Consider the following 11,898-nt stretch of genomic DNA (forward strand, 5'->3'; position numbering starts at 1 on the left):
CGGCACATCCACTGACAAGAGAGGACCCCAGCATGGCGATGGACTACTTCACCGACGAGCGCCACGAGAGTCTCCGAGCGGAGGTCCGGGAGTTCGCGGAGAAGGAGGTACGCCCGCACGTGGCCCGAATGGAGGCCGAACGGACCGTCGAGTTCGAACTGTCGCGGGAGATCGCCCGGCGGGGCTGGATCGGGGTGACCATTCCGCGCGAATTCGGCGGACTGGGACTGGGGCACCTCGCCAAGACCATCATCGTGGAGGAACTCGCCCGGATCAGCGGCGCCATGGGTGCGATGGCGCAGGCCTCACAGCTCGGAGTCGCCAAGGTCATCCACTTCGGCTCGGACGCCCAACGGCGCAAGTGGCTGCCGAGGTTCGCCTCCGGCGAGTCGCTGCCGACCATCGCCGTCACGGAACCGGAGTGCGGCGGCCACGTGCTCGGCATGTCCGGCACCGCCCGCCGCGAGGGCGACCAGTACGTGCTCAACGGCCGCAAGTGGTTCGTCGGCAACTCCCACATCGGCGACGTGCACGGCGTGGTCTTCCGCACCGGCGAGGGCAGCAGGGGCCTGTCCGCGTTCCTGGTCGAGAGCGAGCGCCCCGGCTTCCGCGTCGGCGAACTCGGCTCGCAGAGCGGCCTGCACGGCTTCAGCTTCGGCGAGATCGTCTTCGAGGACTGCCGCATCCCCGTCGGCAACCGGCTGGGCCTGGAGGGCCAGGGCCTGGACGTCGCCTACTCCTCCTCCACCCTCTACGGCCGGCTCAACCTCGCCGCCGTCGCGCTCGGGATCCACACCGCGATCGTCCAGGACACCGCGCGCTTCGCCGAGGAGCGGGTGCTCTACGGCAAGCCGATCAACCGACTGCCCAACATCGCGCTGAAGCTCGGCGAGATGCAGTCCAGGCTGATGACGGCCAAGTTGGCCGCCTACCACGCCTCGCACCTGCTCGACCACGGCAAGGCCTGCGACGCCGAGCTGATGAACGCCAAACTCATCAACACCGAGTACGCGCTGGACTCCGCGCGCAACGCCATGGAGATCCACGCCGCCCGGGGCCTGCAAGCCGAGTTCAGCATCGAGCGCTACCTGCGCGACGCCACCCACGTCTACCCGCCGGCCGGGACCTCGGACGTCCAGCGGCTGCGGCTCGGGCAGGTCGCCTCCGGCACCTACGGCAAGCAGTGGTCGGCGGAGCTGTCCGACCTGGCGAGCTGGGCGTGGAGCGAACTGTCCCAGCGGGAGGCCGCGGTGGAGCTGCAGGCCATCGGGGGCGGGCAGGTGGTACCGATACCGCTGGCGGGCTGAATCGGTACTGCGCGCCCTCGGGGCCGGACGCCCTCGGAGCCGGGCACCCTCGGGGCCGGGCACCCTCGGGGCCGGGCACCCGAACCGAGAGGGCGGACGTTCGGCACGGTGGCGACTTGACCTGTTCCTGACGACTCTCCGGGAGGTTCTCCCGGCCCCCGGAGAGCCGTCCACGCGCCGTCCGCGCGCCGTCCACGTGCCACCCGCGACCGACGTGAGCTGCGACTTTCCGCCGGCGGACACTCCCCCCGGACTCCTCCACCATCGTCACCACCCGTCCACAGATCGTCAGTTGATGTTGCGATGAGGGCACCTGGGACTGATAGCGTTCCTGCCGTCGGCGGCCGTGCTGCACCCCCGCCCGGACGATGACACCGCGTCACCCCGTCCGGCCACCCCGGCCGTGGCGCCCTGAAGCCCCGGCCGGACCGCGTACAGGCCGGCCCAGCGACTCGGCCCTGCAACAAGGAATCAGATGCCAGGCATATCGGCCCCCCGCACGGCCCACCGCGCCGGCCGGTCCGGCTCGCTCCGCAGCTCGCTCCTCGCCCTCGTACTGGTGCCCAGCCTGGGCCTCGCCGCCGCCTGGGGCTACGCCGCCTACCTGCTGCGCGGCACCGAACACCGCACCGCCCTGATCGCCGGAAGCGCCGTCGTCGCCCTGGTCCTGCTGATCAGCCTGGCCCACGGCATCCGGACCGCGCGGGCCCTGTCCGCCCGCCTCGGCGCACTGCGCACCGACACCCTCTCGCTCGCCCAGGACGAGATCCCCGAGGTCGTCGGACGGCTGCGCGCCGGGGAGCCCGTGCCCACACCGCCCGCCTGGTCACCGTCCCGCCGGACCGGCGACGAGGTCCAGCAGACCTCCGACGGCCTCGCCGCCGTCCGCCAGGCCGCCGTCGCCGCCATCATCCACCAGGCCCAGGGCCGCGAGGGGACGAAGAAGGTCTTCCTCAACATCGCCCGCCGCACCCAGATCCTGATCCACCGACAGATCAGCATGCTCGACGCCCTGGAGCGCGAGCACGAGGAACCCGAGCTGCTGCGCGAACTGTTCGCGGTCGACCACCTCGCCACCCGGATGCGGCGCAACGCCGAGAACCTCGTCATCCTCGGTGGTGCCCTGCCCGCCCGGCGCTGGCGCAACGCCGTGCCCATGGTCAACGTGCTGCGCAGCGCCGTCTCCGAGACCGAGAACTACGCCCGCGTCGTCGTCCAGGGCGTGCCGCGCGCCTCACTCAGCGGACAGGCCGTCGCCGACGTCATCCACCTGATCGCCGAACTCATCGAGAACGGCACCACCTTCTCCCCGCCGTACACCCAGGTGCAGGTCTCCGCGCAGGAAGTCCCCAAGGGCCTGGCGGTCGAGGTCGAGGACCGCGGCCTCGGCATGGGCGAGGACGAGTACGAGCGGCTCAACGACTACCTGGCCAACCCACCCGAGCTGGACGTCTCCGCCCTCGGCGACGACCTGCGCCTCGGCCTGTTCGTCGTCGCACGGCTGGCCGCCCGGCACGACATCCAGGTCACCCTGCGGCCCTCGCCCTACGGCGGCACCCGGGCCGTGGTGCTGGTGCCGTCGGTGCTGCTGGAGCAGGCCGAACAGCCGGCCGCCATGGCCGGACTGCCGTCCGGCGCGCGGGTCACCCGGACCCCTGTCCCCGAGCCCGTGCGGGCGGCGGGCGGCAACGACCCCGGCGGTCCGGACGGGGGGCCGACCGGCGCGCTCGCCGGAATGCTCGGCGGGCTGATCGGCACCGGGCCGGGCGCTCCGGCGCCCGGGGCCGAACCGGGTGCGCCCGGCGGGCCCGGGGTTGGTGGTGTGGCCAGTGGCCTGGTGGTGCCTGGTGGTCCCGGGGTGCCCGGTGTTCCTGGTGCGGGTGGCAGCGGTGTGATCATCGGCGAACTGCTCGCCCAGTACCCCCTGGACGGCGGCCCGGCCGAGGGAACCGCCCCCGGCCCGGCCAACGGCGGTCTGCCGGTCGGCGCCGAGATACCCGGTCTGCCCGGGGCCGTGGTCGTCCCCCGGCCCGTCTTCCCGCGCCCGTACGAGGTCCCGTCCGACATCCCGCCCGGTGGGCCGACGGCCGACGGCCGTGCTGCGGACGTGCCGGCCGGAACCACGGCCGGGCCCACGACCGGGCCCTTCGACGGTGCCACCGCCGAGCCTCCTGCGCCCGCGCACGGACCCGCCCAGGAGGAGCACTCGGACCACGGCCCGCACGGCGAACTGCGCACCCCGCGGGTCCTGCCGCAGCGGGTCCGCAACGCCAGCCTCGCCGAGCAGCTCCGCGAGGCCCACGCTCCCGGCGCCATGCTGCCCCCCGTGGTCGGCCCGCCGCCCCCGGCCGGGCCCTGGCACGGAGCCACCGGAGCCACCGGACAAACCGGGGCCGCCGGACAAACCGGGGCCACCGGAGGAACCCGGGCCGCCAGGGCCGACGACCCGTCGCCACAGCGCTCCCGCACCACCATGGCCGCCATCCAGCGCGGCACCCGGACCGCCCGCGCGGCCGACCCCGACGCGCCGACCACCCCCACCGCCCCCCAGGCGCCCGCCGCGCCCCACCTCCCGGCCGCACCTTCCGCCGCCTGGGAGGCCTCCGCCGTTCAGGAAGCCAAGGAACAGCAGCGATGACGCAGCACACCGACACCCAGCGCGACCTCAACTGGCTGCTGGACCAGCTGGTGGCGCGGGTACCCGAGACCCGGCACGCCATCGTCCTCTCCGAGGACGGCCTGCTGGTCGGCACGTCCCAGGGCCTCGACCGGGCCGACGCCGAACACCTCTCCGCCGTCGCCTCCGGTCTGCAGAGCCTCGCCCGCGGCGCCGGCCACCGCTTCAACGGCGGCCGGGTCCGGCAGACCGTGGTCGAGATGGACCAGCTGTTCCTGTTCGTCACCACCGCCGGGCAGGGCGCCCGGCTCGCCGTCCTCACCAGCGAGCAGGTGGACGCCGGGCTGATGGCCTACGAGATCAACATGCTGGTCAAGCAGGTCGGCCAGTACCTCACCGCGGCACCGCGCAGCGACGCAGGCCAGGCCGGCGCGGGTGGCGGTGCGTGACCGCCGACGCCGAGGAGGCCTGGTTCTACGACAAGGACGCAGGCCATCTGGTCCGCCCCTACGCGATCACCAACGGGCGCACCGGCCCGGTCCGTGACGGATTCGCGCTGATCACCCTGGTGGTCACCTCCGACCCGCGTACCGACACCAGCCGGCTCACGCCCGAACCGGCCGCGATCCTCGACCTGTGCCGCGAACGCCCGCTGGCCGTGGCCGAGATCGCGGCCACCCTCGACCTGCCCGTCAGCGTCGTCAAGGTGCTGCTCGACGACCTCGCCGAGGCCCGGCTGATCCTCACCCGCGCCCCGGTCCAGCTCGCCGAGGCGCCGGACATCTCGCTGATCCAGGCCGTGATCGAGGGCGTCCGCCGGCTCTGACCCGGCGGACCCGACCGCCCCGCACCTCTCAGTCCCACTCCAGGAGACCCGAATTGACGACCCAGAGCCTGGTGCCGGGCGCGGTCAAGATCCTCGTCGCCGGCGGCTTCGGCGTCGGCAAGACCACCATGGTCGGCTCGGTCAGCGAGATCGAACCGCTGCAGACCGAGGAGCGGATGACCCGCGCCAGCATCGGGGTCGACAGCCTCGACGGCGTCCAGGGCAAGTCCACCACCACCGTGGCGATGGACTTCGGGCGGATCACCGTCCGCGAGGACCTGGTGCTCTACCTGTTCGGCACACCCGGCCAGTTCCGGTTCTGGTTCATGTGGGACGACCTCGCGCTCGGCGCCCTCGGGGCGATCGTCCTCGCCGACACCCGGCGGCTCGAATCCAGCTTCGCCGCCGTGGACTTCTTCGAGCAGCGCGGCATCCCGTTCGCGATCGGCGTCAACTGCTTCCACGGCCGCCGCGACGCCAGCCCCGAGGACGTCCGGCGCGCCCTCGACCTCGGCCCCGAGGTCCCGATCGTGCTCTGCGACGTGCGGGAGCGGGCGTCCAGCAAGGAACTGCTGCTCGCCCTGCTCGACCAGGTGCACCGCAACGCCCTGTCCGCCGGGCGGCGTTGAGCGTCCGGGCCGTGCGGGGTCGCCGGGGGTGGCGCCGGACTTGATGTCGGGGTCGGGGTCGGGGCCGGGGTCGGGGTCGGGGTTCAGGCGTTGGTCGGGGTGCGGCCGGTGAGCCCGGCCGGGTCGTCGAGTCCGGAGAGGGCGTGGACCAGCGGCGCCAGCTCCGGCACCTCGGCGGCCTGCGCCAGGGTCGCCTCCAGGGTGGCGTCGTGCACCGGGCGGGCGGCCGTCAGCAGGGTGCGGCCCTCCGGCGTCAGCTCGGTGTAGATCCCGCGCCGGTCGTCGGCGCAGAGGTAGCGGCTGAGCAGCCCACGGTCCTCCAGCCTGGTCACCAGGCGGGTCGTCGCGCTGCTGCTCAGCGCCGCGGCGCGGGCCAGCTGCTGCATCCGCATGTGCCACCCGTCCTGCCGCGACAGGGCGTCCAGCACCGTGTACTCGACCACCGAGAGCCGGTGCTCCGCCTGCAACGCCTTCTCCAGCGCCGCGTCGATCAGCCCGTGCAGCGCGGCGAGAGTCCGCCAGCCACGGGCCCGGACCTCGGCCGCGTCGTCGCGGATACCCATCGCTCGCCTTCCCTTCCACTTCCCTGCACGTCTCGTGACGTCTTCCCTGGGACAAGTATGCCAGCCGGCGCGGATTAGCTGTCTGTGCAAATAGTTTTCCTTATACCTCCCCTCGATGCCGGTCCATGGCGAGCTCCCCGGCCCAGGCGGCGGCGCAGAGCGCGGCGGCCAGTTCCTCCGTGTAGGAGGCGGCCGCCAGCCAGGACCCGGCGAAGGCGTCGTGGTCGTCCGGGACAACCCGGCCGAACACGTCGCGGCGCCGGTCGGCCGCGGCAGCCCGCAGGGCGTCCAGGAGCTCGGCGGCCGTCACCAGCCCGGCGGCGCGCAGCAGGCTCCCGTCGGCGGCCGCCGTGGCCGCGCTCGGGGCCAGGGCATGGCGCCCGGTGGTGACCGCCTGCTCGACCCGGCGGCCGAGCACGTGGACGGGCGGACCGTACGGGGCCTCGCTCGGGAGACCGACCGGAAAACCGGGCACGGCATCGGTGGGGGCGGCGGTCCGGAGGTTGGTGGTCTGAAGGTCGGCAGCCTGGAGGTCGGCGGTCTGGAGGCGTTCGAGGCCGAGATTGACCCGGTCGGCCCGGTCCGCGGGGACGGCGAGCGAGGGAAGGCCGGGGTCCTCGGGGGCCGTCGAGGGCTCCGGGGGTGTGCCGATCGCGAGCAGGCGAAGCTCCGGACGGTCCGATCGCTCCAGACGGCCGATCACCCGCAGCCGCAGGCCGGGCGCGGTGGCGAGCAGTGCGAGGTTCGCCCGGAAGGCCAGCCCCGGGTGCTCGTGCCCCGTGCACAGACCGACCACCAAGCCGCCGTCGACACCATCGGCACCGCCCTCGCAGCGCGCCAGCAGCCTCGGCACCCCGCCCGGGCCGACCGGAGCCGGGCCCAGCAGAGTCACGTCCAGGAACAGCAGGTCGCTCCCGGCCGGGCGGCCCTCGTACGGCAGCGACTCCGCCGCGAGCGCCCGCGCCACCTGGGCGGCCGCCGGTTCGGCCCAGAGCGCGGCCACCGGCTCCGCCGTCCACGCCGCGCCCGCCGCCCGGACCGCCCGGACGGAAGCACCCGCGCCCAGCCGCCCGGCGGCGGACCGGGTGGCGCCCTGGACGGCCAGCCCGGCACGGCTGAACTCCCGGTGGCTGAGCGGGGCCTCCCCCAGCCGGACCGTCCGGTTGCCCGCCCCGACCGCCTGCGGGGCGGCGGCCGCCGCGTCACCGTGCGGCATCACCTCGGCCACCGTGCTGAGCCGGCCCCCGGCGTCCACCGCCCAACTCACCACCCCCGCATGCGTGGCCGTCAGCACCGGCTCGGTGAACAGCCCGTACAGCCGCAAGCCGCCCTCCTCGCCGTACGCCTGGCGGGCGGTGCCGCGCAGCTCGGCGACCGGGCCGGAGCCGGTGCTCAGGGCGGTGGTGAGGTCCAGCAGCTCGCGCAGACCGGCCACCAGGTCCGCCAGCCGGTGCTCCGGCGCCCCGGACCGGGCCGCGCGCACCCTCGTCACCACCACGACCGCCGCAGCCGCCGGGCGGTACAACCCCGCCAGCCGCGCCCGGTGGGCCGCCCGCAGCAACTCGGCCTGCGCGACCGCCCCCGCGCCGCTCACCCCGGCGGCCAGCACGGCACACCCGGCCCGGTGGAGGTGGCGGGCCGCCGCCACCTCCACCGGGGTGGGCCCGGCCTCGGGCTGCGCCTCCTGTGACTTCTGTGACTCCCGTGGCTCCCGTCGCTCCTGCGGCTCCTCCGAGGGCGCTGGGGCCGCCTCGGTCGGCGCGACCTCCTCGGGCTCCTCGGGCTCCTCCGCCAGATCGGCCAGCTCGGCCAACGGGCAGAGCATGACCGCAGCGGCCCGGTGCACGCAGGCCGGGGCCAGCAGGCAGCCGCAGCGGACGCCGGCCGCATCCGCGACCACCGCGCCCGGGGCGTGCAGCACGAGCGCCGTCTCCTCGTCCACCTCCACCCGCCACTCGTCACCGCAACGGGTCACCGGCCGCTCCGCCAGCTTCGCCGCCGCGCCGTCCAGCCGCTTCTGCAACCGGGCGCTCAACCCGGCCACCACCTCCGCGACCACCTCCGGCCGGACCGCCGGCCAGCCGCTCGTCCGCTCCGCCACGCTCATCGCACCTTCTCCCCCACCCAGCGGGCCAGTTCCAGCGGACTCAACGCCGCCACGGGCATACCGGCCGCGACCAACTGGCCCGCGACCGCCTTCGAATAGCGGGCCGTCCCCGTGTCGTCCAGCGCGGCGCAGCCGAGCAGGTGCACACCGGAATCCACCAGTGCCCGGGTCTGGGCCAGCAACCCGCCCACCGGGCCGCCCTCCTCGAAGTCGCTGACCACCACGACCAGCGTCCGGGACGGCACCGTCACCAGCTTCCGCGCATACCGCAGCCCGCCCGCGATGCTGGTGCCACCACCGATCCGCACCTCCAGCAGCACACTCAGCGGATCCTCCACCCGCTCGGTCAGGTCGACGATCTCGGTGGAGAACGCCACGAAGTGGGTGCTCAGCGAAGGCACCCCGGCCAGGATCGACGCCGTCAGCGCCGCCCAGACCGTCGACGCCTCCATCGACCCGGAGACGTCCACGACCAGGATCAGCCGCCAGTCGGCCGCCTGCCGGGCCCTGGTCCGGAACACCGGACGCTCGGGCACGATGAGTGTGCCGCCGTCCCCCGACGGGCGGGCCGTGGCGAGATTGGCGCGAATGGTCCGGTCCAGGTCCAGTCCGCCACCCGGCCGACGCGTCGGCCGCGGCACGCTGATCCCGGTCAGCGCCGGACGCAGCCTGGTCGCCAACGCGCGCGTCAACTCGTCCACCAGACGCCGCACCAGCGGACGCAGCCGCGCCACCCTCGCCTCCGGCAGGCCGCCCGCATGCTCCAACACCGTGCGCAGCAAGTCGACCGACGGGCGGACGGCACCCGGCTCGATCGCCTCCAGGACGTCCGTCCGGCCCTGCGCCACGGCGGCCGCCAGCACCTCCTCCCGGACGCCCGGCCCGAACAGCGCCGACAGTTCCTCGGCCCACTCCCGCACCCCCGGGAAGGGCGCCTCGCGGCCGCCCCGCCCGGACCGCCCGTCCAGGCCCGGGCCGGAGCCCTCGCCTCGCCCGCTGCCGTACAACTCGTCCAGGGCGGTGGCGAGTCGGGCGCACCGCCCGCTCAGGCCACCGCTGCCGGGGCGGCCGAGGAGCAGCCGCCAGCGCTCGGCCGGGGCGAGGGCGTGCCGCGTGGCGACGGGCACGGAAGGGAGCGGCTCGACGCGGTGCGGTGGCTCGGGCGCCGGATCGCCCCCGGGCGCCGACAGCAGGCCACGCCGGGCCAGCGCCGCGCGGGCGGCCAGATCCGCGCGGACCCAGCCGGCCACCACCGCCGGCGGGACCTCCTCGGGCAGGCCCGCGAGCCGGGTGCCCAGGCGTTCCTCGACCAGGACCAGCAACCGGTCCCGGGCGGCCGGGCTGAGCGTGTCGAAGCCCCCGCGCAACGCCGGCAGCCGGTCCAGGAAGGCGGCGTCGGGCAGCGAGGTGATCCGCTCCAGCACGGGCTCCAGCGCCTCCGGCGCGGTGGCGAACAGGCCCTCCGCCGCCGTCAGCAGGCCGACCAGCCCCCGCCCGAGCGCGTGCCGGGCCTCCGGGCCGGTCGCCCCGTCCACCCACGAAGCCGCCCGCCCGCCCAGCGCCTCCGCCCGCTCCCGCCCCAGCAGCACCCGCACCGCTCCGGCTGCGCCTCGCACCAACGGACTCCCCCGGTCCGCGAGTTCGGCCAGCACGTGCCCCAGCCGCAACCCGCCGTCCAGATCCGCCCGCCGCGCCAGCTCCACCAGCGCCCGCGCATCCGCCGGATCGTCCGACCCGCCCAACCCCTCCAACTGCCGCACGGCCGCCGCGGTCAACACCTCGCCCACCGCCCCCAACCGCCCCGTCGGCCCGGCCGACGCCCCGCCCGCACCGGGCAACGGCGCGGAGCCGTCGGGGAACGCGGCGAGGTGCGCCGGCTCCTGCCGGCCGGGCTCGGCGGACCCGCCGGGGGCGGCGCCCAGGTCGGGCGACGGCGCGGGAGCCCCGGGGGCGCCGGGGGTGTCGGGGGTGTCAGGGGTGTCGGGGGTGTCGCGGGTGTCGGGTGGGGGGTAGCCCGGGAGGTGGCCGGCGGTGAGGCGGTCGAGGAGGGCCAGGGCGTCGAGGAGTTCGGGGAGGGTGCCGGAGGACGGGAGGACGGTGGCGAGTTGGGTGAGGCGGGTGTCCGCGAGGGCCGGGAGGCCGCAGGCGGCCGCGTCGGTGAGGCCTTGGAGGACCTCGCGGGCGGTGGGGCCGTCGGCCTGCTGTTCACGGCGGAGGCGTTCGCGCAGGGTGCCTTCGGCGGCCTGCGCGGGGGTCACGCCTCGGGCGCCCGCGACGGTGAGCATGGCGGCAGTGGCCGGGGTCCAGTGGAGGCGCCAGCGCGTGCCGATGGCTTCGGTGCCGCCCGCGCCGGTGGTGGTGACGGGGTCGGCGTAGGGGACCCCGCAGGCGGTGAGGCGGTGGAGGAGGATCTCGCGGCGGCGGTCGAGGGGGGTGCGCAGCGGATCGAGGCGGAGTTCGCGGGGCTCGGGGTCGGCGGGGCCGGGGAGGCCGAGGTCGGCGAGGAGGGTTTCGACGGCGGGGGCGAGCCCGCTGCGCGGGGCCGCGGGGGTGGCGCGGCCGGTTCGGGTGCCGACCAGGACGCGTTCGAGGGCGCGGGCGACGGCCCGGCCGCGGCCGAGGGGTTCGCCTTGGGCGAGGACGGTCTGGACGGCTTCGACGAGTTCGCCGCGGCCGGGGGCGGCGTGGCCGCGCAGGCGGGCGAGGTCTCCGGCGAGGCGGACGATCTCGCGGGCGTCGGCCGGGCCGGAGGGGTGGTCCTGGCTGCGCAGTGCTTCGCAGATCCGGACGGCGGTGGTGGTGAGGGCCCGGGTGAGGCGGTCGGGGTCGCCGCCGGCGTCGAGGACGGTGTGCTGCCACTCGGGATCGCGGATGCCCGCCGGATAGCCGGAGCGGGCGTCGAGCAGCGGGTAGGTGTAGGGGATCAGGGAGAGGGCGTGCCCGAGGTGGTCCGGGTGCGGCGGTTCCTCGGTGGCGGCGGGCCCGTCGAGCAGGGCGGGCGCGTGGAAGGCGCCGACGACGGCGGCGACCCGGCGCCCGTCGGCCGCCGCGGCCCGGATCCGGGCACGCATCCAGGCTTCGCGCCGCAGGTCGTACGGGTCGACGCCGGGGCCGGTCTCGGCGTCGCGGCGCAGCGCCCAGCCGACCAGCAGGGCGGCGCGCCGGACGGCGTCGGGGGTGGAGCCGGGGGCTGCGGTCTCGACGAGGCGGTCCCACAGGTCGTCGTCGGAATCGCGCCCGGTGAGGCGGTGGCGCAGCGCGTCGGCGACACCGGGGGCGCTGGGGGCGGGCTGTTGTTCCTCGTGGGGCGTGGTGCGGTGGGCGAGCGGGAGGTCGCAGGCGAGTGTCTCGACGCCGTTGCGCCGGGCCCAGCGCAGGGCGACCAGCTCCGGGGAGAAGTCGGCGAACGGGTAGAAGGCGAGTCGACCTGGGCCGGAGTCGGCGGCGGGGCCCCGGCCGCCCTCGCGGCCGGCCGGGGCGGCCGCGAGGGCGACGGGGGCCTGGGTGTCCTCGTCCGCCAGCCAGCCGAGCCAGGGCTGGAACTCGGCGGGGAGTTCGACCAGCACCACCTCGGGCTTGACGGCGTCGAGCAGCGCGGGGAGGACCGCGCTGAGCGACGGCGCGTGGTGCCGCACGCCGATCAGGTAGGGCCCGGACCGGCCGGTGCCGGAGGCGGCCAGCCGCTCGGCCGCGGCCCGGACGGCCGGGCGCGGGTCGTCCAGGCCGTCCAGGTGGTCGGGGCCGAGCGGACGGTCGGGGCCGGCCTGGTGGTCGGGGCCGGCCGGGTGATCGGGGCCGGCCGGGTGATCGGGGCCGGCCGGGGCGGGCGTCACCGTGCTGGTCATTGCC

The 11,898-nt window shown here is 75.7% G+C and carries 8 protein-coding genes; 5 read left to right on the forward strand and 3 right to left on the reverse strand.

Going from position 1 to position 11,898, the window contains the following annotated elements; translation table 11 throughout:
- Window positions 1-38 precede the first annotated feature (38 nt).
- The 5 genes from ACFVX9_RS05885 to ACFVX9_RS05905 all read left to right on the forward strand — a co-directional run bounded on the left by ACFVX9_RS05885 (window position 39) and on the right by ACFVX9_RS05905 (window position 5,379).
- Window positions 39-1,307, forward strand: a complete 1,269-nt coding sequence (locus ACFVX9_RS05885; protein WP_380369123.1) for an acyl-CoA dehydrogenase family protein — start codon at window positions 39-41, stop codon at window positions 1,305-1,307.
- A 475-nt stretch (window positions 1,308-1,782) separates the two neighbouring features.
- Window positions 1,783-3,945 carry an ATP-binding protein gene (locus ACFVX9_RS05890; protein WP_387980586.1) on the forward strand — a complete coding sequence of 721 codons (2,163 nt, stop codon included), beginning with the start codon at window positions 1,783-1,785 and terminating at the stop codon, window positions 3,943-3,945.
- On the forward strand, window positions 3,942-4,373 hold the full coding sequence (locus ACFVX9_RS05895) for a roadblock/LC7 domain-containing protein (protein WP_350874986.1): 432 nt from the start codon (window positions 3,942-3,944) through the stop codon (window positions 4,371-4,373). The genes ACFVX9_RS05890 and ACFVX9_RS05895 overlap by 4 nt, the downstream gene beginning before the upstream one ends.
- Entirely contained in the window at window positions 4,370-4,750 is a 381-nt protein-coding gene (locus tag ACFVX9_RS05900; RefSeq protein WP_063349858.1) for a DUF742 domain-containing protein, read from the forward strand. The genes ACFVX9_RS05895 and ACFVX9_RS05900 overlap by 4 nt, the downstream gene beginning before the upstream one ends.
- A gap of 53 nt (window positions 4,751-4,803) precedes the next feature.
- On the forward strand, window positions 4,804-5,379 hold the full coding sequence (locus ACFVX9_RS05905) for an ATP/GTP-binding protein (RefSeq protein ID WP_063349857.1): 576 nt from the start codon (window positions 4,804-4,806) through the stop codon (window positions 5,377-5,379).
- A gap of 83 nt (window positions 5,380-5,462) precedes the next feature.
- Here the strand turns inward: ACFVX9_RS05905 and ACFVX9_RS05910 are convergent, their stop codons facing one another.
- The 3 genes from ACFVX9_RS05910 to ACFVX9_RS05920 all read right to left on the reverse strand — a co-directional run bounded on the left by ACFVX9_RS05910 (window position 5,463) and on the right by ACFVX9_RS05920 (window position 11,894).
- The gene (locus ACFVX9_RS05910; protein WP_387980589.1) at window positions 5,463-5,942 is read right to left on the reverse strand and encodes a MarR family winged helix-turn-helix transcriptional regulator; all 480 of its coding nucleotides are present in this window, start codon (window positions 5,940-5,942) and stop codon (window positions 5,463-5,465) included.
- Window positions 5,943-6,042: 100 nt separating this feature from the next.
- Window positions 6,043-8,049 (reverse strand): hypothetical protein, encoded by a 2,007-nt coding sequence (locus ACFVX9_RS05915; protein ID WP_387980591.1) that lies wholly within the window; start codon window positions 8,047-8,049, stop codon window positions 6,043-6,045.
- Window positions 8,046-11,894, reverse strand: a complete 3,849-nt coding sequence (locus tag ACFVX9_RS05920) for a DUF5682 family protein (RefSeq protein ID WP_387980593.1) — start codon at window positions 11,892-11,894, stop codon at window positions 8,046-8,048. The genes ACFVX9_RS05915 and ACFVX9_RS05920 overlap by 4 nt, the downstream gene beginning before the upstream one ends.
- Window positions 11,895-11,898 lie beyond the last annotated feature (4 nt).

This window comes from Kitasatospora sp. NPDC058243 (genome assembly GCF_042882025.1).
In the GTDB taxonomy this organism is placed as follows: Bacteria; Actinomycetota; Actinomycetes; order Streptomycetales; family Streptomycetaceae; genus Kitasatospora.

Coding starts and splice junctions, on each gene's coding strand:
- ACFVX9_RS05895 (WP_350874986.1), top strand. CDS start 3,942: ATGACGCAGCACACCGACACCCAGCGCGACCTCAACTGGCTGCTGGAC.
- ACFVX9_RS05910 (WP_387980589.1), bottom strand. CDS start 5,942: ATGGGTATCCGCGACGACGCGGCCGAGGTCCGGGCCCGTGGCTGGCGG.
- ACFVX9_RS05890 (WP_387980586.1), top strand. CDS start 1,783: ATGCCAGGCATATCGGCCCCCCGCACGGCCCACCGCGCCGGCCGGTCC.
- ACFVX9_RS05915 (WP_387980591.1), bottom strand. CDS start 8,049: ATGAGCGTGGCGGAGCGGACGAGCGGCTGGCCGGCGGTCCGGCCGGAG.
- ACFVX9_RS05885 (WP_380369123.1), top strand. CDS start 39: ATGGACTACTTCACCGACGAGCGCCACGAGAGTCTCCGAGCGGAGGTC.
- ACFVX9_RS05920 (WP_387980593.1), bottom strand. CDS start 11,894: ATGACCAGCACGGTGACGCCCGCCCCGGCCGGCCCCGATCACCCGGCC.